The organism is Streptomyces sp. NBC_01352, from assembly GCF_036237295.1.
GTDB classification, from domain to species: domain Bacteria; phylum Actinomycetota; class Actinomycetes; order Streptomycetales; family Streptomycetaceae; genus Streptomyces; species Streptomyces plumbiresistens.
Genome location: NZ_CP108354.1, coordinates 10,644,722 through 10,665,651, shown reverse-complemented (window position 1 = coordinate 10,665,651; position 20,930 = coordinate 10,644,722). Strand labels below are relative to the sequence as shown.

General features: G+C 69.9%; 16 protein-coding genes. 9 read left to right on the top strand and 7 right to left on the bottom strand.

Going from position 1 to position 20,930, the window contains the following annotated elements:
- Positions 1-178 precede the first annotated feature (178 nt).
- From OG252_RS49005 to OG252_RS48995, 3 genes are all read left to right on the top strand, one after another.
- Positions 179-784 carry a TetR/AcrR family transcriptional regulator gene (locus tag OG252_RS49005; RefSeq protein WP_329344636.1) on the top strand — a complete coding sequence of 202 codons (606 nt, stop codon included), beginning with the start codon at positions 179-181 and terminating at the stop codon, positions 782-784.
- Between the two features lie 480 nt (positions 785-1,264).
- Complete coding sequence (locus OG252_RS49000) at positions 1,265-3,421, top strand: hypothetical protein (RefSeq protein WP_329344635.1); 2,157 nt, start codon at positions 1,265-1,267, stop codon at positions 3,419-3,421.
- Between the two features lie 5 nt (positions 3,422-3,426).
- On the top strand, positions 3,427-5,046 hold the full coding sequence (locus tag OG252_RS48995; protein ID WP_329344634.1) for an ABC transporter substrate-binding protein: 1,620 nt from the start codon (positions 3,427-3,429) through the stop codon (positions 5,044-5,046).
- A gap of 129 nt (positions 5,047-5,175) precedes the next feature.
- On the opposite strand, the gene OG252_RS48990 is transcribed toward OG252_RS48995, so the two are convergent.
- Positions 5,176-6,711 (bottom strand): fused MFS/spermidine synthase, encoded by a 1,536-nt coding sequence (locus OG252_RS48990; protein WP_406491072.1) that lies wholly within the window; start codon positions 6,709-6,711, stop codon positions 5,176-5,178.
- A gap of 97 nt (positions 6,712-6,808) precedes the next feature.
- On the bottom strand, positions 6,809-7,276 hold the full coding sequence (locus OG252_RS48985) for a TetR-like C-terminal domain-containing protein (RefSeq protein WP_329344632.1): 468 nt from the start codon (positions 7,274-7,276) through the stop codon (positions 6,809-6,811).
- A 336-nt stretch (positions 7,277-7,612) separates the two neighbouring features.
- Here OG252_RS48985 and OG252_RS48980 point away from each other — a divergent pair, with 336 nt between their 5' ends.
- From OG252_RS48980 to OG252_RS48970, 3 genes are all read left to right on the top strand, one after another.
- Positions 7,613-8,473, top strand: coding sequence for a DUF1963 domain-containing protein (locus OG252_RS48980; protein ID WP_329344631.1), 861 nt, complete (start codon positions 7,613-7,615; stop codon positions 8,471-8,473).
- Between the two features lie 409 nt (positions 8,474-8,882).
- Positions 8,883-9,944 carry a hypothetical protein gene (locus OG252_RS48975; RefSeq protein ID WP_329344630.1) on the top strand — a complete coding sequence of 354 codons (1,062 nt, stop codon included), beginning with the start codon at positions 8,883-8,885 and terminating at the stop codon, positions 9,942-9,944.
- Positions 9,945-10,013: 69 nt separating this feature from the next.
- On the top strand, positions 10,014-11,123 hold the full coding sequence (locus OG252_RS48970; RefSeq protein WP_329344629.1) for a CapA family protein: 1,110 nt from the start codon (positions 10,014-10,016) through the stop codon (positions 11,121-11,123).
- 79 nt (positions 11,124-11,202) lie between these two features.
- On the opposite strand, the gene polX is transcribed toward OG252_RS48970, so the two are convergent.
- Together polX and OG252_RS48960 are read right to left on the bottom strand one after the other, a co-directional pair.
- Entirely contained in the window at positions 11,203-12,957 is a 1,755-nt protein-coding gene (gene polX / locus OG252_RS48965; protein WP_329344628.1) for a DNA polymerase/3'-5' exonuclease PolX, read from the bottom strand.
- 87 nt (positions 12,958-13,044) lie between these two features.
- Entirely contained in the window at positions 13,045-13,491 is a 447-nt protein-coding gene (locus tag OG252_RS48960) for a DUF7144 family membrane protein (RefSeq protein ID WP_443068468.1), read from the bottom strand.
- Between the two features lie 278 nt (positions 13,492-13,769).
- On the opposite strand from OG252_RS48960, the gene OG252_RS48955 reads away from it, so the two are divergent.
- On the top strand, positions 13,770-14,831 hold the full coding sequence (locus tag OG252_RS48955; protein ID WP_329344627.1) for an endonuclease/exonuclease/phosphatase family protein: 1,062 nt from the start codon (positions 13,770-13,772) through the stop codon (positions 14,829-14,831).
- Between the two features lie 10 nt (positions 14,832-14,841).
- On the opposite strand, the gene fxsT is transcribed toward OG252_RS48955, so the two are convergent.
- The gene (fxsT, locus tag OG252_RS48950; protein ID WP_329344626.1) at positions 14,842-16,743 is read right to left on the bottom strand and encodes an FxSxx-COOH system tetratricopeptide repeat protein; all 1,902 of its coding nucleotides are present in this window, start codon (positions 16,741-16,743) and stop codon (positions 14,842-14,844) included.
- A gap of 64 nt (positions 16,744-16,807) precedes the next feature.
- Between fxsT and OG252_RS48945 the strand changes: the two genes are divergently transcribed.
- Positions 16,808-18,454, top strand: coding sequence for an IS1182 family transposase (locus tag OG252_RS48945; RefSeq protein ID WP_329345417.1), 1,647 nt, complete (start codon positions 16,808-16,810; stop codon positions 18,452-18,454).
- Between the two features lie 321 nt (positions 18,455-18,775).
- Here OG252_RS48945 and OG252_RS48940 read toward each other — a convergent pair whose 3' ends face one another.
- Together OG252_RS48940 and wrbA are read right to left on the bottom strand one after the other, a co-directional pair.
- Entirely contained in the window at positions 18,776-19,060 is a 285-nt protein-coding gene (locus OG252_RS48940) for an AAA family ATPase (RefSeq protein WP_329344625.1), read from the bottom strand.
- Between the two features lie 118 nt (positions 19,061-19,178).
- The gene (wrbA, locus tag OG252_RS48935) at positions 19,179-19,790 is read right to left on the bottom strand and encodes an NAD(P)H:quinone oxidoreductase (protein WP_329345416.1); all 612 of its coding nucleotides are present in this window, start codon (positions 19,788-19,790) and stop codon (positions 19,179-19,181) included.
- Positions 19,791-19,927: 137 nt separating this feature from the next.
- On the opposite strand from wrbA, the gene sigJ reads away from it, so the two are divergent.
- A complete protein-coding gene (gene sigJ, locus OG252_RS48930) occupies positions 19,928-20,917 on the top strand; it encodes an RNA polymerase sigma factor SigJ (RefSeq protein ID WP_329344624.1) in 990 nt (329 codons plus the stop codon).
- Positions 20,918-20,930 lie beyond the last annotated feature (13 nt).

The following is a 20,930-nucleotide window of genomic DNA, read 5'->3' as shown; positions in this document are numbered from 1 at the left end:
ATGAACTCCTCCGCGCCGCGCTTGAACCACTCGTCCCCATTGCCGGGACCGAGTGTGTCGTGACGGTCATCGGAGCAGGTTTCGCATGCGCAAATCCCAACCATATGGTAACTTTTCTTGGCTCAGCCGCCGCGCAGGACCAGCCGGGACCGGCGTCGTCGAGGAGAGTGAGCGCACCGTGGGTCAGGACAAGGCGCGTGGGCCGTACGCCAAGACGCCGGCCCGCAAGGCGGAGATCGTACGGGCGGCACGCGACAGTTTCGCCGAGAACGGCTACGCCAACGCCTCCCTGCGCGACATTGCGGAACGAGCCGGCATTACCCACGCCGGCCTCCTGCATCACTTCCGCAACAAGGAAGAGCTCCTCACCGAGGTACTCGCCGAACGCGACGCGAAGGAATGGCAACAGGGCCTGGAAGAGGTGGACAGCCCGGATCAGCTCGCCCCCTACCTCGGCGAGTTGATGCGTCACCACCAGAAGGCACCAGAGCTGATGCGCCTGTGGATCGAACTCGCCGCCGCGGCCTCACGGCCGGATCATCCGGCCCACGCCTACTTCGTCGAACGCTATGAGCGCGGGCGCACCCAGTTCGCCGAGGGTATCCAGGAGAAGGCAGAGCGCAGCAGGCTGCGTGAGGGCATCAGTCCCGAGAGCGCCGCGGTCCTCTTCCATGCCGTGCTCAACGGGCTCCAACTGCAGTGGGTACTCGACCAGGACCTCGACATCGTCGGACCCGTCACCGACTTCGTAGGCCTGCTCTTCGACCAGCGCGCCGACGAGTGAGCGGATCGTCGCCGGGCGGCCTCAGGGGAGCGATCACGGACGACGGCGACGAGCCGTTCGTGTTCCTCGCACCACCAGCGGTGCCGTCCGGGCTGAACGTGCGCGACGGCGAAGCTGCGGTGCAGGTCAGGAACTGGACCCGCACGTCATGAGCAGTGCCATGACGCAGACTCACCGGTGTGGCCGGCAGCCGGCGACAGCCCGGTGACCTGGCACTCCGCCACGATCAAGGGGCAGCCAAAGGCCACGGAGGCGAAGCCCATGACAGGCGATCGCAGCGGCGAGGCCGAAACGTGAATCCCCGCCTGCCACCGCGACACACCCCCGGACGACTGCGGCCCGTCATTCACCACTCCTCAACTCCCTTTCCACGTAAGCACCGTTGTCCGGTAGACGGACTCGTGTTCCACTGATTGTTTTCTGGCGCATTGGTCACCGGTCATCCGCTCACGGGCGGGAGAGTTCTTCCATGGGGGGTCCGTGGGTGAAGACCTGGGGTTCGAGAAACTCCTCGACGAGGACGGCTTCTTCGCGCACCTGTTCGCGCGGTCGCCGTCGGGAGCCGACCGGAAGCCGCTGTACGGCCCCGACCTGCCCGTGGTGCTGCTCACCGGCGGCCCGGGCATGGGCAAGGGACGGCTGCTGCGTGCGGTGCGGGACGGTTTCGCCGCCAAGGTGCCGGTGATCCACCTGGACTGCGCCTCCCCGGTGTACGCGGACCGGGCCGGGCCGGAGCCGGACGCCCGCTCGGATGCGACCGAGGCCCTGTTCGAGATCGCCCAGCGGCTGTACACCTGGCAGGGGACGGGCGGCTCGTTCGCCTTCCCGCGCTTCTTCACGGGCCTCGCGATGATCGCCACGGGGGCCGGGGAGGGCGCCCCCGAAGCTGTCGCGACGGAGGTCGAACGGTACGAGCATCTGTCCCAGAAACCGCGCCTCCGCGGCCTGGGCGCGGGTGACTTCTGGCGGGGCGTCCTCCATGGAGCCGTCCGCAACCTGCTGTCGACCCTGTTCGGGCAGACGCTCGACCCGTACTCGGCGGCCGTGAGCAACGCACTCCTGGACGCCCTCTTCGCACGCCTGGCACCCCGGGGCAGGGCGGAACTGGAGCGGCTGTACGGCGCGTATCCCGGCGCGGCCGATCAGCCCAGGCACGGACTGCGCAATCTCGCCGCCGACTTCCTGGCCGGCGACGAGGGCCGGGAGCTGGCGGAGAGCTTCCTCTTCCGGGCGCTGCGCGAGGACCTCGAAGCGGCATACGCCGGGACGGCGGGCTGGCTGTTCCGGGTCGGCCGCCCGGGGCTGCTGCTGGACCACGCCGAGTCGCCCCTGGGCGAGCGGCTGCTGAGCGCCGTACTCGACGATCGCAGGGGCGGACAGCGCGACCGCGTGGTGATCGTGGGCACGGCGCGCCGGGCGGACGGCGGCGCCTTCCTGCACGGCGGGCTGCCGGCCCAGGCTCCCCCGGCGGAGTTCCGGCCCGCGGACGGCGGCCCTCCCGCCTGGTCCCGGCGCACGGGCTCACGAGCGGACGGGGCACCGCTGGCGGACGGGGTGCTGCTGCTGCGCATGCCCCTTCTCACCGGCGACCAGCTCCGCGACGAGACCCAGCGAAGACAGCAGCGCGGGGAGCCGGAGGGCGGCGCGCACCGCCGCCGTATCGATGCCGCCGTGGCCCGGCTGAGCGGCGGACGGCCGCACATGGTGATCCGGCTGGCCGCTGCTGCCGCCGCCTTCCGCATGCCGGCGGACGCCAACGACCGGGACCTCCTGGACGCCCCGCTGCGTCTGCCCGGCGGCGACCCCGAGCGGCCGGTGGCGGACGTACTGCTTCAGGATCTGGTCCTGGATCAGTTGCCGGTGCGGCTCCCGGATGTGCACCACGACCAGTGGCTCGATCTGCTCACGCATCTGTCGGTGGCGCACGACGAGGAGTGCGCCGGCGTCCTGCTCCGCCACCATCAGGCGGACCGCACCCACCACTTGACGGCACATCAGGTCTCCCAACTGCTCACCGACACCGGGTGGCCCGGCTGCGAACGGCACTTCATCGGGGACTTCGGGCTGCGCCAGCTGCTGGTGCACCGGCTGTACGGCCTGCGCCCCGACGGCGCCGCCTGGTACGCCGACCACCACCTGCTGCGGGACCACTACACGACCCGCACGGCCGACGAGGAGGCGCCGCACGGCGCGGCGTTCCGCTCGGTCACGGCGCACCGGATGAACCACCACCTGGTCTCCGGCGGCGTGGACGACGTGGTCCGCCATCTGACCGCCACGCTGCCCGGCCGCCCCCAGGAGTGGTGCGCGGAGCTGCTGGAGATCGCCCAGGCGCCGTATCCGGGCGGAGCGGACACCCGGCGGGCACGCGCCCAGGGATTGGTGCCCGTGGCCGGACCCGCGCTGCGCCGCACCGTCGACCAGCTGCTGCACGCGGTGTGGCTGTGCGAGGAGCGGACCAGATCGACCGGCAAGACGGCCGAGACCCTGTCCACGTTGCTGGAGCGACTCGTGGCCATGGACTTCGACGGCGCCGGACAACTCGACAGGACCGCCACGGAGTGGAAAGCCCTGGCGGCGAACGAGCAGCCGTTGCTGCACTGCACCTGTACCCGACGGCTCGGGCGACGGAGGTAACGGGGATGCCCAGATGGAAGAAGTTCCTCATCGCGCTGCTGGGTCTGGGACTGATCGGGGCGGCCGTCTTCACCGGTTGCCGAATCTCCCAGCAGGAGGACACCTGCGCCGACGGCGTCGAGCGGACCGGCGGCGAGTGCATCGGCCTCAACGGTGAGGGCTACGACTTCGGCAACCCCGAGATCGGCGACGTCGCCCGGGCCATCGCACGCGAGAACGAGCGGATCGACGGCCAGCCCCACGTCACGGTGGCGATGATGCTGCCGCTGCAGTCGGACAAGGCGGCGCTGCGCCGGCAGATGCGCAGCGACCTCCAGGGCGCGTACCTGGGGCAGCGGCAGGCCAACGAGGGCGAGGGAGAACCGCCGAAGATCCGTCTGGTGCTGGCCAACCCCGGGCGGAACTACGAGCAACAGGAGAAGGTCGTGGACACCCTGCTGCGGATGGCCGACTCGCCGGACGACCGGCTGCGCGCCGTCACAGGGTTCAACCTCAGCCTCGACACGACAGAAGCAGCCGTCAAGCGACTGACGGAGCACAAGATCCCGGTGCTCGCCTCCCGGATCAGCGGGGACCGGATCGCCAACGAGGACACATCGGACGGGATGGCCCGACAGCGGTTCCCCGGCCTGGCCCGGATCATCCCCACCAACCACGACGCGGCCCAGGCCCTGGCCAACTTCAACGGCGAACGGGGCCGGGAGAACCTCAAGACGGTGCTGGTCTACGACAAGCGCCCCGACAGCTACAACGAGTCGCTGGCGAAAGCGTTCAGCGGGATCGACGAGAAGGGCCCGGCCGGGCCCGCGCCGATGCCCTTCGAGTCCCCCGCGATCGACGAGGCCGGCTCGACCGGCAACCAGTTCACCCAGCTGGCCAACAACATCTGCGACTCCCGGGCCGACATCGTCTACTTCGCGGGACGCACGCTGCACCTGCGGATCTTCGCGCTCCAGCTGGCCCAGGTGGGCTGCAAGGACCGGCACTACACCATCGTCAGCGGTTCCGACGCCGCCTCGCTGCGGCAGGACATGACGGAGCAGGACTGGGCGCAGCTGCGCGGCGAGGACGGCACGGTGAAGGTGACGGTGCAGTACGCCGCCCCCGCGCACCCGGACGCCTGGAACACCGAACTGGCCCGCTGGAACAAGCAGTGGGACACGGACCACGACCGCAAGCCCACCGCCGAGGAACTCCCCCAGTACCTCACCGAGCCCAAGACCGCCCTGGACACCCTGAAGAAGCGGATCGAGACCACGCGCAGCGAGGGAACGAGCCTCGGCTCGGCCCCGGACCTGGAGGACTCCCGGACGATGCTCGTGTACGACGGCCTCGTCACCATCGGCAAGGCACTGCACCAGACGCAGAGCGGCGGTCCCGAGGCGGTGCCCGGCCTTGAGGACGTCGGGGGACAGTGGTCGCTGCTCCAGTCCCGGCACCGCGTGCAGGGCACGAGCGGCCTGATCTGCCTGACCAGCGGTGGAAACGCATACGACAAGCCGGTCGCGGTCGTCGACCTGGACCCGGGCCTGGCGGGCGCCGGCAAGCTGAGGTTCGTCGGCCTGGGCTGGCCCACCGGCCGGGAACAGCCGAAGAACTGTGTGATTCCCAGCAGTACGCCCTGACCGGCCCGGGTCCTGGAGATCTCCACCGTCGTTCCCTACGTGCTGCCGTACATCATCACCAGCCGACTCCTGGCCCGCCGGAATACGCAACTGCGCGGCCGCGACCTGGAATCCGGCGAAGAGCGCACGTCACTGGCTGCTCCGTGGACGGTAGGGCTGGAGGAGCTGGTCGACGGGTGCGTAGTCGTCGGTGAGCAGTTGGGCATCGCCGATCCAGGAGGTGAGGTCGTCGCCGCCAGTGATCTTCCAGCCGATCTGCCGGGCGTCCAGCGCCTCCTGGGTCGCGCGTAGGTCGACTGGTCGGTCGGAGGCGACGACCACCAGATTGCCGCCGTCGGAGCTGGCGGTCGGGTCGAGACCGATGTCGGCGGGAGCGCCGACGAGGGCGACGTGCTCGAAGGTCTCGCTGAGGGTGGCTACTTCGGCACGTGCGAAGGCGAGACCACCGTGATCGATGAGGTTGGCGACGTACAGGCCGCCCTCGTTGAGCACCCGCCGTACGTCTGTCAGCGCCTCCACCGTAGTGAGGTGCCACGGCACGCTGACGCCCCCGAAGGCGTCACCGACGACGAGGTCACGGCTGCCGGCGTCCAGTCGCCGCAGGCCGAGCCTGCCGTCCTCGGCACGTACGTCGATACCGGCTTGTGATCTCAGACCGAGCTGGTCGCGGTCGATGCGTACGACCCCGCTGTCGATCTCGGACACCAGGCTGCGCGTCCCGGGCCGCGTGGCGGCGAGGTAACGGGGAAACGTGAGCCCGCCGCCGCCCAGGTGGTGAGCGGCAAGTGGCTCACCTTCGGGAAAGGCAGCATCCACCACCGACGCGATGGCGCGCACATACTCGAACTTCAGGAAGGTCGGGTCGTCGATGTCGACGTAGGAGTGCCGCACGCCGTCCAGCACGAGTGTCCGGCCGCTGTCCCGGTCGGGGTCTGCGACGACCCGTGCGCAGTGGTACCTGGTCTCCGCGTCGCAGCCGCCGGGCGCGACGGTGATGGCGAGGCTGCCGGCCACGACCACGAGTGTCAGGGCAGGGGTGCCGCTCCATCCGCGCGTTCGCCACTCGACCAGCGCCGCGCCGACCACCAGCAGTGTTCCGAGGCCGATCAGGATGCCGCTGACCGGCAACCGCGATACGAGGACGAAGCCGGTGAGGACGGTGCCGACGATGGCACCGACCGTGCCGACGCCGGACAGTCGGCCGACAACCGTTCCGGTCTCGGCGAGGCTGGTCAGACGCAGCTTGGTCACGATCGGCGTCACCGCGGAGAGCAGCGCGCCCGGCACCAGGATGGTCAGCGACGCGATGAACAAGAGAATCGGTGGTGCCCACTCCCCAGTGGTGCGCAGCACGGCAGGGGTGAGCGCCACGACCGCTCCTGACACGCCGAGCGAGGGGCCGATGAGCCTGCGTGGATTGACCTGGTCGGCGAGACGCCCACCCAGCCAGGAGCCGGCTGCGATCGCGGTGAGGGCGATGCCGATCACCATGGTGCTGGTCTCGAGGGTGAGGCCGAGGTAGGGGGCCAGCAGCCGCAGAGCGACGATCTCGACCACCAGGACTGCGGCCGAGGACCCGAACACAAGCACGGCAGCGGCCCGGGGACCCAGTCCGTGGTGGTGTTGCGTGCCGTCGGCGGCGGGCGACGAAGACGATCTGGTCACGGGCAACATCCTTGCATGCAAGCCGGGTTCGGCCGAGTGGCTGGAGCAGTACACCGGCCGGGCACGACCCCGCCCCTGTCGCACGACCGGCGTTTCGTCAGGGAGCGGTGAGTACGGAGATCGTCTCCACCACGAGGTCCTCGGATGTGACGTCGACGTCGACGTGGGCGTGCAGGTCGCCGCCGATGTCGAGGGATGCGGCTCCGTGCACGACCGACCAGAGCGAGCCGGCGAGTGCGCGGGCGTCCTTGGTCCGCAGCGCCCGGTCGAATCTGGCGGCGTCGACCGCCTCGAGCAGGACAGCGAAAGCGACCTCGGCAGCGCGGCCGAGGCCAGGATGGCCGACCCGCTGGACCTCGGCGCCGAACAACACACGGTAGAAGTCGGGGGTGTCGAGCGCCCGGCGCAGGTAAGCGCCCCCCGACTCGACGACGTGGTCGCGGCCGTTGTGGCCGCCCACAGCGGGCAAGAGGCCGTCCCGCAGACGCTGGAAGCCGAGTTCGGCCACCGTCGCCACCAGTTCCGACCTGTCGGCGACGTGACGGTAGGGCGCGGCCGTGCTCACCCCGGCGCGCCGCGCGACCTCGGGGAGCGGCGTCGGTCAGCGCCCGTTCGCAGGTCGCCATGGTGATACGAGGCCGATTTCCCGGCCCCGGGCCGGTCGGCGGATGAAGAGCGAACGGTGAGTGGCGAACAACCCCCGAACGAGGCCCTGCCGTTCGGATCAGCCGGCATAACGGCGCGGATGGAGCACCGAGGGCAGTGGCGCCGGATGCGGCAGCTGTGGGTGGCGGTCCCGTCGCCGTGCCGGTTTCATCGGGACAAGGGGCCGGACAGCTCCTCCGTGGCCCACCTACCGCTTCGACGCCACTGTGTCAGTCCCTGCCTCTACCGTTTGCCCATGACTCCTGAGACGTGGAACCGGTTAGGTCCCTTCCGTGACGAGGCGATCGCGCGGGGCATACCAGCCGAGGACGTGGAGCGGTGGCTGGCCACCGCCCGTCCCTGCGCGACGCTGACGCAGGACGGGGACGGGCCGGTCGTGGGCCAATTCGGCGGTCCGCTCCTGCTGCCGGCCGATGCCCCGGACCCCGCCCACCCCTTCGTCGCCTCCATCGACCTAGCGGCCCTGCCCTCCGACGCGACGGACCTGCCCCTGCCTCCCGACGGCCACCTGCTGCTCTTCGCCTTCCCCGAGACCGCCGACTATGACGAACCCATGGGCAGTGTGGTGTACGTCCCCGTGGGCACTGCCGTGACGGAACGGGACAGGCACGCTTGGAACTCCTCCGAATTCCAGGACTACGAGGCGATGTTCAAGGCGTTCCCGCAGGGTCCGCTGCGGGCGACGACCAATGTGTCGCTGCCCTGCCACGAGGCGGTCGAACTCCCCGGGAGAGCGGGGAGCGGGCCGCTTTCCGGGCATCCCCGCTCGGAGGAACTCGTCGAGGTCTGGGAGAGCACCCATGACGACATCGCCCCCGAGGGGCCGCTGCAGATCGGGGGATACGCCGATGAGGAGGCCGTCTACTACGACCCGGTCGCCGTTGCCGTGTCCACGGCCGTGAGAGCGGCGGAAACGGGCCGGTGGGACGGACCGGTTTCGGACGACGTCTCGGACTGGGTGCTCCTGGCGGACTGGCATGCCGGCATGGACGTGCAGGGCTGGGAGAGCGCCACCGTTCATTGGGTGATCCAACGCGAGGACCTGGCCGCGCGGCGCTTCGACCGTGCGTTCACTTCGGTCTACTGGAACCCCTGACCTGTTCCTGGGCAATTTCTTCGGGGCAGTCGGACGTAGGTCCGGATGTGTCGTCGGCTGAGGCGCAGTGAGCGCGGATTCAGCACAGGCCAGGTCCTCGTCGGCATCGGCCTGGGCCATCAGCACGCGGCCTGGGCCCGAACAGAACGGCTCCGGTCGGCGAACCGGACGACCACGCAAGCCGCCGCTCGCGCGGCGGGCTGCCGAGTAGCCGGGCGTGCCCGCACGACGGTCGGGCCGGTCGCTCGCCCTCGGATCGCCGGCGGCAGACCCACCTGGCAGGTCTCGCCGGGCGATCTTGGCGCAGGTCTTGCAGGATGGTCCCGGTTGCCCGGCCACGGAGGCTGCTGAGGGCAGCCGCTTCCCCTGCGCGGCGGACCGCCGCCCCATCGTTCACTCAGGAGCCCGCATGGCAGTTGTGGCGGAGGAACTGGAACCGGCACTGGAGGACGCACGCCAGGCTCACACGGCGGTCCTGGACCGGCTCCGGGCGGATGCGGCGGTCACGCCACCGGGTCCGTACCGGCAGATGCTGGAAGGCCAGGCGGCGCAGGTGCAGGTCGGTCTCCAGCGCATCCAGCACCGGGTTGACGATCTGCGGCCCCGGGGGATTCTCGGCAACGCAGCCGACGTGACGCGGTTCGTCTCGCATGGTGCGATGCGCACGGTCATGCTGCCGCTGACGATCGGGACGGGGATCGTGCGGCGCGTGCTGCCCGGCGGCGGCCCGGCCGATGCGCGGCAGCTGCTGAGGAACGCGGAGGACGAGTACGCCGCTGCGGCACGGGCGCTGGCCGCCTGCCGGGCCGGAGAGGTCCTCGCCGAGCAGGTGGACGACGAGGGCACCGCCGAGTTGCTCGGCTCGCTGCGCCGCCAGGACGAGGAACTGCTGCAGGCGCTGGAGGACAGCCTCGCCGAACAGGCACGGGCCGTCGTGGCATCCGCCAACGGTTCCGGCCCACCCGAGAACCAGCAGGGCGGTGTGGCCGACGCGGCCGGCCGGACCATGCGGACCGCTGTCGATCGGGCACGTCATGTCGCTCGCAGCGGCGTCCGATACGCCAGAGGCGGCGACTCCGGGGAGACGCTACGGGGTGTGCCCGAGCCCGGCCCCATGGCCGAGGAGGTCCTGGGGGCGGTCAGACGGGAGGAGGACCTGCCGATTCCCGGGTTCAGCCAGCTCAGCACCGAGCAGATCCAGCGCCGGCTGCGCTCGCTGTCCCAGTTGGACCTGACGGTGATCGAGGGCTACGAGCGCGCCCATGCGCGCCGCAGGAGAGTCCTGGACGCCATCGAACAGCTGCGCGGAGCCGAGCCGTGGACCGGCTATGACGCCATGAACACGGGCGATGTCGTCGCGAGCCTTCAGGACGCTCCCACCGACCAGGCCCGTCAGGTTCTGGAGCACGAACAGCGTCATCGCCGGCGCCAGGAGGTCATCTCCGCCGCGAAGGCACGCGTCTCCGGCTGACGAGGAACCGTCCCGGACCTGGTGCAGCGGGGCGACGCCTATGCGGTAGGAGCCGCCTAGGGTGGAGTTGTGGGCGACGGCGTGGTGACGCTGTTCCTGTGCGGGGACGTGATGCTCGGGCGCGGCGTCGATCAGATTCTCCCCAACCCCGGTGCCCCGGTGTTGCGGGAGGGCTACGTCGTGGACGCCCGGTCCTACGTCCGGATGGCGGAGGCGGCCGGCGGCCCGATTCCGGCTCCGGTCGATCCGTCCTGGCCGTGGGGTGAGGCGCTGCGGCTGCTGGAGGAGGCCGACCCGGACGTCCGGATCGTGAATCTGGAGACGTCCGTCACCTGCGCGGACGCGTTCGCGCCGGGCAAGGAGGTCCACTACCGCATGCACCCCGACAACCTGCCCGCCCTCACGGTTGCCCGGCCGGACGTCTGCGTCCTGGCCAACAACCACGTGCTGGACTTCGGCCGCGGGGGCCTGGACGAAACGCTCGGCTCGCTGGACCGTGCGGGTCTGCGGACGGCGGGCGCGGGCCGGAACACGAACGAGGCGCACGCACCCGCGGCGGTCCCGCTCTCCTCGGGTGGCCGTGTCCTCGTCTTCGCCCTCGGGGCGCGTTCCAGCGGCATCCCGTCCGACTGGGCGGCGACCGCGGACCGCTCCGGCGTCGCCTACGTCCCCGACCTGTCGGCCTCCGCCGCCGACGCGGTGGTCCGGCACGTGGGCGCGACCAAGCGTGCGGGCGACCTCGTGGTGGTCTCCGTGCACTGGGGTTCCAACTGGGGTTACGTCGTCCCCCGCGACCAGATCCGTTTCGCGCACGCCCTGGTGGACGGTGGTGTCGACATCGTCCATGGACACTCCTCGCACCACCCGCGCCCCGTCGAGGTGTACCGGGAACGGCTGATCCTGCACGGCTGCGGCGACTTCATCGACGACTACGAGGGCATCTCCGGCTACGAGGACTACCGCGACGACCTCCGGATCGCCTACCTCGCCACGGTGGCGGCGGGCACGGGACGGCTCACCGGCCTGCGCATGGTCCCCCTACGCGCCCGCCGCATGCGGCTGGAGTCCGCGCCCACCGAGGACCGCACCTGGCTCCGCACCACCCTTGCCCGCATCAGCCGTGGCGTGCGCATCACCCCGGAGACCGACGGCACCCTGTCGGCGGAAACCGGACCATGACCCCAGCCCGCCCGCTGACCCTGCTCGGCGTGTGCGCGAGGAACCCGCCGCGCTTCGCACCGGCGGGCCGGCTCCGGGATCACGTAACAGAGTGCCGCTCGGGTCGGCCGCCCTTGTCCAGGAACCGTCGCAGCCGGGTGTGCGGCCAGGCGTTGATCACGTCCTCCTTGGTGAGCCAGCCGCGCTGGGCCGTGCCCACGCCGTATCGCATATGGGCCAGGTGGAGGGTGGAGTGGGCGTCGCTGTCGATCGCGAACTTCACGCCGTGCCGCCGGGCCCGCAGGATGTCCTCGTCACGCAGGTCGAGCCGGTCCGGATGGGCGTTGACTTCCAGGGCCGTGCCGGTGCGGGCGCAGGCGGCGAAGATCTCGTCGAGGTCGGCGTCGATGGCGGGCCGCTTGCCGAGGATGCGGGTGGTGGGGTGACCGATGATGTTGACATACGGGTTCTCGCAGGCCCGGACGATCCGCCGGGTCAGCGTGCCGCGGTTCTGGTTGAAGTGCGAGTGCACCGAAGCCACGCACAGGTCGAAGCCCGCCAGGAAGCCGTCCGGCCAGTCCACGCCGCCGTCGGGAGCGATGTTCAGCTCCACACCGTGCAGCAACTGCATGCCGCCCCCCTTGCCGTACGCACCGTCGAGCTGCCGTACCTGATCGCGCTGGGCCAGCATCCGCTCGTCGGTCATGCGTTGCATGTACAGGTCCGGCCCGTGGTCGGTGATCGCGTAGTAGTCGTAGCCGCGCTCCGCCGCAGAGCGGACCATCTCCTCCAGCGGGGCGAGGCCGTCGGTGAGGTCGGTGTGGGTGTGCAGGTCGTCCCGGATGTCGGACTCCGTGACCGGGTCGGGCAGTTCACCGCGCTGCCCGGCCTCGATCTCGCCACGGTCCTCGCGCAGCGTGGGCTCGATCCACGGCAGGCCGAGCCGGGCGTACACGTCCTCCTCCGTCGCGGAGACGATCTTCTCGCCGCTCTCGGCGTCGAACAGCCCGTATTCGGAGAGTTTCAGTCCCTGATGCACGGCGATCTCACGGATGCGGATGTTGTGGGCCTTGGAGCCGGTGAAGTAGAGCAGGGCGGCGCCCCAGGAGTCTGGCGGCACGACGCGCAGGTCGATCGCCAGCCCCTTGCCGGTGCGGACCGACGTCTTCTTCGCGCCGTGGGCGATGACTTCCGTGACGTCCGGCAGCTCGGTGAACGCCCGCATGACGGGCATCGGCTTCGTCGCCGCGACGAGGACGTCGATGTCACCGATCGTCTCCCGCAAGCGGCGCAGCGACCCGGCGTATGCGCACCGCAGACAACCGGTCACCCGGGACAGCCCGGCGACGGTCTCCTCGGCGAGGTCGAGGGCCACGTCGAGCAGGACACGGTCCCCGGAGGACTGCAGGAGCTCGATGCCGTGGAGGATCTTCTCCTCCGTCCTGGGGCCGAAGCCCTTCAGGTCGCGCAGCCGCTCCGCCTGGATCGCGTCGGCCAGTTCCTCGACGGAGGAGATCCCCAGCTCCTCGTGGAGCGCCAAAGCCTTCTTCGGACCGAGCGTGGGGATGGCCGTCAGCTGCCGGACCCCGGCGGGGATCTTCGCCCGCAGATCCGCGACGGCGGACACACTGCCGTCGCGGAAGTACTCGACGACCTTCTCGGCGATCGACTTGCCGACACCCGGGATCCGCTGCAGGCCCTTCACGTCGAGCGTCCCGACATCGGCGTGGTGACCGCCGATCGCGCGGGCAGCCTTCTCGTAGACACGCGCCTTGAACGCGTCCCCGCCGGTGATCGAGATCAGGTCCGCATACTCCTGGAACAGTGCGGCGACCTCGTCATTGGACCGAGCCACACCTCCAGGGTAGGCACGGAGCCACCGGTCAAACCCGGCCGGACCGGTTCCATGGCCATCGAGGTCCCGGTTGCTCGGCCCGCCTGCTCAGGCTTCTCGTCCGGCGCCGGCCTCTCTGTGCATGCCCATGCACAGAGCCCATACGACGAAGACGTTCACGGCGACCAACGTCAGGGCCCATAGGGGGTAATGCGGCACCCACAGGAAGTTGGCGATCGCGCCGAGCCCTGCCACCGCCACACCGAAGAAGCGCGCCCACAGCGCTCCACTGAGCACGGCGCCCCCCGCAAGGACGATGACGACGCCCAGAACGAGGTGCACCCAGCCCCAGCCCGCCAGACTGAACTCGAACACGTAATTGCGCGTCGCGACGAACAGGTCGTCCTCGGCGATGGCCGTGATTCCTTCGAAGACCGCCATCACCCCGCCGAAGATCATCAATGCTGCCGCGAAGACGGTGGTACCCGACGTGGGCGCATGCCACGGGCGCGGATCGGCATGCGCCGTACTGGATTGAACGGCGTCTCTGGCCATGTCGGACTCCTTGGCGGGCAGGGCCAGCCTGTCGGCCGAACTCCCGAGCAACGTGATCCCTCTCAGCGTGGCACGACGGCACTCCGTCGGCACTCCGAGCTGTGGATGGCGCCGGCCGGGCCGTTTCGGGGCCGCCGGTGGGCGCTCAATCACATCCAGGAGTTCGCCGACATCGCGTCGACCGAGTACGCCAGACCCGCAACCGTACGTGCGTCACCTGCCGTCCCACCTCGGGAGCCCGGATGATCGCCGGGCGTGCACTTCCGAGTGGAGGACAGATGACGGACAGTGCCGTCGGCACCCCACGTGCCGCCGACCGGCATCGGCCCAACGACCGTGGCGGCCGACGCGGCCGACGCGGCCGGACGTTCGGGCTGCTGGGCTGTGGCGTCGTGCTCGCCGGACCGTTCGCTCTGCTCGTCGTACGGCTGACGGGGCTGGACGCGGGAACTCAGCTCGCCGTGCCCATGGTGCTCTTCCCCTACGCGGCCGTACTCAGCGTGCTCGTGCTCAGCGTCATGCTCGCCGTTCCCGCTCTCCGCTCGCGATGGGTGGTGACTGCCGCTGCACTACTCACGGCAGCTCAAGTCGCGCTGCTGGTACCGCGCTTCATACCGGACCAGCAGCATGTCCCCGCCCAGTCAGCCAAGTTGCGCGTGGCCAGCCTCAACGCCGACCTCGGCGGAGTGGATCCGCGGGCCCTGGTGCGGCTCGTCCGGGCCGAGCGGATCGACGTCCTGGCCGTGCAACAGCTGCCCTCCGCCGGCGTTGCCGCGCTCGCCAAGGCCGGTCTGAGTACGTTGCTGCCGTACGACGAACTCCACCCGGAGTACGACTCCTCGATCTACTCGCGGATCCCGCTGACCGACGGCGGCACGCTGCACGCGGACACCGCCTGGCCGCAGACCACCGCCGACGTGAGAGTCGGCGGACGCACCGTACGGCTGGTGGCCGTCCACACCTACTACCCGCTCGGGGACGCGAAGCGCTGGACACAGGACATGACCGCCCTCACCTCCGTCGCCCGGCGCAGCGGCCCGGACACCGTCTTCCTGGGCGACTTCAACGCCTCCCTCGACCACGCGCCCATGCGCAAGCTGCTCGCGTCGGGCCTCATCGACACCCACGCCGAACTCGGTCGCGGATGGGCCCGCACCTGGCCTGTCGGCATGCCGCTCATACCGCCACTGGTCCAGATCGACCACGTGCTGCACGGCTCCGGCCTGGCGGGCGTCTCCGTCGGCGAACGGACCGTGCCGGGCACGGATCACCGCGCGGTCGTCGCCGTGCTGGCCCTGCTCCCGACGAAGGAGCGTGCTGACCAACTCGTCGGCGAGTGAGCCGACGTCGTCAACGCAGACCGTTGACCAGAGCGAACGCATCCACGGTCTTGGGGTGCGTCTTGCCCAGTCGGGTGTGCAGGATCTGTGCGCCCCGGCGCGCGAGGTCCGCTGCGGACGGGTCGTTCAACCTGTGCACGACTCGGGCCTTGAACAGCAGGACGTACCCGATGTACAGGTGGTCCGGCGCGTATCGGGCCTCGCGGATCTGCAGCGCCCGCGAGATCAGCGGCGCGGCCGTGGCGTAGTCTCCGAGGTCGACGTGGACGTTCGCCAGTGCGATCAGGTCGAAGCTCACGAACGGGTCGTCCGGCCCATACGCCGTCTCGTCGATCTGTAGCGCCCGCTCGGCCAGGGGCTGTGCCGCCCTGTGTTCGCCGAGAATGCACAGTAGCCGCGCGAGCGTGGCCAGGTCCGTCGCGATGGCGGGACTGTCCGCCGGCAGGCAGGACTCGTGCAGGCGCAGCGCGCGTTCCGCCAGTGGGCGTGCCGTCTCCGGCGCGTTGAGGTCTTTGTGGATCTGGGCCAGGGTGATCAGGTCGAAGCCGGCCTCCGCATCCCGGCCCTCGAGCGACTCGTCGATCGCGAGGGCACGTTCACACAGGGGCAGCGCCACCGAGCAGTCCCCGATCTGGATGAGGAACTCCGACGCCAGCCTCAGCAGCACCGCCGTCTCCGCAGCGCACTCGGCCGGTGGATCGTCCTTGGTCACCGCAATGACGTGCGGGAGCAACTCCTGCCACCGCGGCCGCGCGTCCGGGTCGCCGTGGATGTCGTGCGGCACAGCCGCGAGCAGCGCACGACACAGCTGGACCCGAGCGCCAGTGCGCACCTCGTCCGGCATCGGGGCCCGGATGGCGGCCTGAACCAGCCGGTGCAGCACCAGGGACGCGTTCTCGCGTCTCGCGAGGCCCAGACCAGCCAGGGCGCCGACCGTCGTGTCCCACACCAGCGCGTCGGCTGCCGCTCCGTTCAGCGTTTCGGGGCTGCCGGTGAACAGGTCCAGCGGGATCGGCTCCGGGGCGAGCAGGGCACACAGCTCCAGCAGCCGCACCGCCTGGGGCTGGTCCGTGTTCAGCCGTTCCACGCTGAGGCTCCACAGGCTCGCGACCACCACCTCCTCCGCCTCCGGCCGGTCGGTCAGCTCGCCCCGCGCGATCATTTCCTCCAGCCGCGACGTCAGCAGAGTCAGGTACTCCTCGGGCGCCGCGTGGTTGTAGCCCATGTACCCGGCCGCCTGCTCCAACGCCAGGGGCAGGTCCCCCAGTTGCTCGGCGATCCGGTCCGCCACCGCCTCGGTCATTCCGGGCACCCGCCGGACCAGCAGCTTCACCGACTCCTGCCTGGTGAACACGTCCAGGTCGATGACGCCGGCTCTGCCCGACCAACCGCTCACCCTGGTCGTGACGATGACATGGCCGTTGCTCGCCAGGCCACCCGACGGCAGCGCGTGCGTGAGCGTGCCCGGTTTCTCCCCGTTGTCGAAGATGATCAGCCATGGCCTGTGGTCCAGCAGCTTGCCGTACACCCGTGGGATGGCCTGGTCGGAGCTGACCTCCGTCAACCCCAACTGCCCGGCCAGCGATACGAAGTGCGACGCCACCAGATCGGAGTCCTCGGCGCCCACGAACGCGACGAACCGGTACTTCGACAGGTAGCGGTAGGCGTACTCGATCGCGAGTTGGGTCTTGCCGACGCCACCGAGCCCCTGCACAGCCACCATCGCGACCCCGTTCCGCGAGGTGAGGCACTGCCGCACCTCCCGCAACGTGGCGTCGCGGCCGGTGAAGTTGGTGTTGCGCGGCGGCAGCCGGTAGGCCGGGGGCGCGAGCCGGTCCTGCGCACGGTCGCGCCGCGGCACCTGCCACACCCCGATGAGGACACCGTTGGCGAATTCGGCGGTGGTCGCCAAATGACCTTGTGGCAGCGGGATGATGGCCGGAACGGCGTGGGGGCGCGAGCGTGAGGTGATCGAGGTGTCGCTGCGTCCACGTCTGCCAGGTGAGGTTCCGGCCCAAACCGCTGAGGTGGCCCGGCTGGCGTTCCCGAAGGGCTGTCTGTGCATGCAGATCCGGGAAGTGATCGGGCCGCTCTTCACCGACAAAGACTTCGTGGATCTGTTTCCGCAGCGTGGTCAACCCGCACGGCCACCCCATCAGTTGGCGATCGTGTCGGTGCTGCAGTTCGTGGAGGGCCTGTCGGACCGCCAGGCGGCCGCTGCCCTGCGCGGCCGCATCGACTGGAAGTTTCTCCTGGGGCTGGAGTTAACCGATCCTGGGTTCGATCATTCCGTGCTGAGCGAGTTCAGGGACCGTCTGGTGGCTGACCGGGCGCCACGGCGTGTGCTGGACCTGGTCCTGGACCGGCTGCGAGAGGCGGACCTGTTGGTGCGGCCAGGTGGCCAGCGCACCGATTCCACGCATGTCCTGGCTGCGGTGCGCCGGCTGAACCGGCTGGAGAACACCGCGGAACACTTGCGCGCCGCGCTGAACGCACTGGCCGCCGCGGCCCCCGAGTGGCTGCTGGAGACAGCGTCGGCGGACTGGTTCGACCGCTACCAGCGGCGCATCGAGGACTACCGGCTGCCGCGCGGCGAGGGTCCGCGCACGCAGTACATGGAGCAGGCCGGCCAGGACGGCATGCGGCTGCTGACCGCGGTATTCGCTCCCGGCGCCCCGTCATGGCTGCGGCAGATTCCGGCCGTTGAGGCGCTTCGCCGGTGTTGGATCCAGGAGTACGTCATCGCACAGGACCGGGTGCGGATGCGCGATCCGAAGGACATGCCGCCGTCCCGCGACCGCATCGAGTCCCCCTACGACGGCGAGGCCCGTTACTGCATCAAGAACGCCACCGAGTGGAGCGGCTACAAGGTCCATCTGACCGAAACCTGCGACCCGGACTATCCGCACCTCATCACGCATGTCGCCACCACCGAGGCGACCGTTACCGACGTCGAGATGACCGAGACAATCCACGTCACTCTCGATCAGGCCGGGCTCCTGGCCGGCGAGCATTTTGTCGACCGGGGCTATGTCAACGCCAAACTGCTGGCCACCAGCGTCCCCAGCCACGGCATCGAACTGACTGGCCCGATCCGCCACGACATCACCTGGCAGGGCAAGGCCGGCGACGGGTTTGCCATCGACGGCTTCCTCATCGACTGGGACGCCCACACCGCCGTCTGCCCGCAAGGACACCGCAGCGTCCGCTGGAAACCCCACCAACAGCGGTCCGGCTACTGGCAGTCCGACGTGTTCTTCGACCGCCAGGACTGCGCCGCCTGCCCAGTACGCTCGAAATGCACCCGCTCGGCCACCGAGCCACGCAAACTTTCCCTGGCCCCACGCGCAGAACACGACGCGATCCGTGCCAGGCGACAGCTGCAGGAAACCAAGCAGTGGCGACAGCACTACGCCACCCGCGCCGGCGTCGAAGGCACCATCGCCCAAGGGCTACGCCGCTGCGGCCTGCGCAAAAGCCGCTACACCGGCCTTGACAAGACCTGCCTGCAGCACGTGCTCACCGCCGCCGCCCTCAACCTCATCCGCACCGATGCCTGGCTGACCGGGACCCCACTCGCCAGCACCCGCACCTCCCGCTTCAGCCGTCTGAGCCCCGCATAGACACCGTCGAATTCGCCAACGGTGTCCGATGAGGGAGATGGGTATCAGGATGAGGAGCACCACCCACGGGTGGACACGCACGTAGTCGAGCGGCCCCGGCCAACGACTCTGCCCAGACGCCGCGTTGAAGGCGAGACTGCCGACGAACAGTACGAGCAAACCGGCCACCGCGCTGGCCAGCGTTCGCCACATGGTTCCCTCTTCGGTAAGACGGCGACCGCAACAAACAACAGTCGGCGCGATCTTATCCCAGGAGCCGCACCGCCCAAGGGGAATCGACCAGCGTCAGCGGACCGTCAGCACGGGACGGGGACCGGAACATCATGCGAAAGACGGCCACCGATCGGCGGCCCACTCGAGCCAACCCGGCCACCCAGGAGGCGGATCGCCCATCTCGTGCGCCCCGAGTTCCCTGGCGTCGGGCTCCTCGAACAGCGTCCTCCAGTGCGAGTTGGGTCTCATGGTCCACCGGTACGTACACGCGAACAGCGGGATCATCCACTCATCAGGCGTCAGCCGCAGCGCACTGTGCTCCTTGGCCAGTTGCCGAGCCCTGGTGGTCCTTCCGGCCCCTGGTAGGCCGACTGTCAGGAACAACGTGGTCACACCCGGATCGTTCAGGGAAACCACGGGAGGACAACTGCTTTCTCTGGCTGTCGCTGCTTTCGCCACCCGCTGAACCCCGCTCGCGCCGCGGCCGGCCCCGGCCGTGTTCCGTACTGGATCAGGCGGCGCGACCGGCCTTCAGGAAGGCCGCAGTGTCGACGACGCGGCGGGCCTGGTAGCGGGCCGCCTGCAGGGCCACTTCGCCGGGTGGGCCGTCGCCGGCCACGTGGGAGGTGCCGTAGGGGTTGCCTGACTGGAACTGGATGGGGTCGGTGTAGCCGGGGGGCACGATGATGCCGCCCCAGTGGTGGAACGTGTTCGCCAGCGCCAGGAGGGTGGATTCCTGCCCTCCGTGGGCGGTGTTGGAGGCGGTGAAGGCCGAGTAGACCTTGTCCGCGAGCTTGCCCTGGAACCACAGCGGGCCGGTGGTGTCGATGAACGCCCTGAGCTGGCCGGCCGGGTTGCCGAAGCGGGTGGGCGTGCCGAACAGCACCGCGTCGGCCCATTCCAGGTCGTCGTGGCCCGCCTCGGCGACGTCGGCGGTGTCCGCGAGGTGTCGGGCCCACTCCGGCCTGGCGCTGACTGCCTCCGGTGGGGCCGTTTCGGCGACCTTGCGCAGTCGCACGAGGGCGCCGGCCTTCTCCGCGCCCTCGGCGGCGGCTTGCGCCAAGGTATGGATGGTGCCGGTGGAGCTGTAGTAGATGATCGCGACGTTGACGGGTTCCATGATCGGTTTCCTTCCTGTCGGGTCTGATGGGTACGACGAGACAGCCCTGCGGGATGTGAGGCGACGTGCCGGCCTCACACTTCGATGCGTCGGCTCGTCGTAGAGGGTGAAGCACAGCGTCCAAGGGAGGCGGTGACACCATGACCAAACCGTCCGAGCCGGGACATGGCCGGCCCGATCCGGATCTGAGCGCGATCGTGAGCGAGCGGCGTCAGCTGACCAACCTCGCGTACCGGCTGCTGGGCTCCCTGGCCGATGCCGAGGATGTCGTGCAGGAGACCTACGCCCGCTGGTACGCCATGTCCTCACGGCAGCGGGAGGCCATCGACTCCCCCGGCGCCTGGCTGACGACCGTCGCCGGCCGTGTCTGCCTCGACCTGCTCGGCTCGGCGCGGGCCAGGCGCGAGCGTTACGTGGGCGAATGGATCCCGGAGCCGCTGCCCGACCGTACGGAGTGGATCGGCGGGCGGCCGGACGTCGGCGTCGTGGACCCCGCCGACCGGGTCACCCTCGACGAGTCGGTCAACATGGCCTTCCTCGTCGTACTCGAGTCCATGACCCCGGCCGAACGTGTCGCCTTCGTCCTGCACGACGTGTTCCGCTACCCCTTCGCCGAGGTGGCCGAGATCGTCGGCCGGACCCCGGCGGCCTGCCGCCAGCTGGCCTCCTCGGCCCGCCGACGCATTCGCGCGTCGCAGCCTCACGCGACTCCGGCAGCCCAGCGCGCCGACCTCGTCAGAGCCTTCAAGCAGGCCTGGGAAGCCAAGGACATCGACGCCCTCATCGGTCTGCTGGCCCCCGACGTCACGGCGACCGGTGACGGCGGCGGACTCGTCACAGCCGCGCTCCACCCGGTCGAAGGTGCCGAGCACGTCGCACGCTTCTTCGCTGACCGGCCCGTTGCGGCGCCCGGCCTCACGCTGGTGGAACGTACGGTCAACGGCCAGCCGGGGCTGGTGGCTCGACGGGGCGGCGTCACCGTATCGGTGATGGCGTTCGACGTCACGGGCGACCGGATCCATCGCATCTGGGCCGTCCTCAATCCCAACAAGCTCCGCTCGTGGGCGCTCACCACCAACCACCTCGCCTCCGACACGCCTCCATGCGCAGGCCGACACGCCTTCGGATGACATGTCGGAGGCC

Bases quoted from the DNA above. Each gene is read 5' to 3' on its own strand.
- OG252_RS48975 (WP_329344630.1), top strand. From the start codon at position 8,883: ATGGCAGTTGTGGCGGAGGAACTGGAACCGGCACTGGAGGACGCACGC.
- OG252_RS48960 (WP_443068468.1), bottom strand. From the start codon at position 13,491: ATGGCCAGAGACGCCGTTCAATCCAGTACGGCGCATGCCGATCCGCGC.
- OG252_RS48980 (WP_329344631.1), top strand. From the start codon at position 7,613: ATGACTCCTGAGACGTGGAACCGGTTAGGTCCCTTCCGTGACGAGGCG.
- OG252_RS48995 (WP_329344634.1), top strand. From the start codon at position 3,427: ATGCCCAGATGGAAGAAGTTCCTCATCGCGCTGCTGGGTCTGGGACTG.
- sigJ (WP_329344624.1), top strand. From the start codon at position 19,928: ATGACCAAACCGTCCGAGCCGGGACATGGCCGGCCCGATCCGGATCTG.
- OG252_RS48955 (WP_329344627.1), top strand. From the start codon at position 13,770: ATGACGGACAGTGCCGTCGGCACCCCACGTGCCGCCGACCGGCATCGG.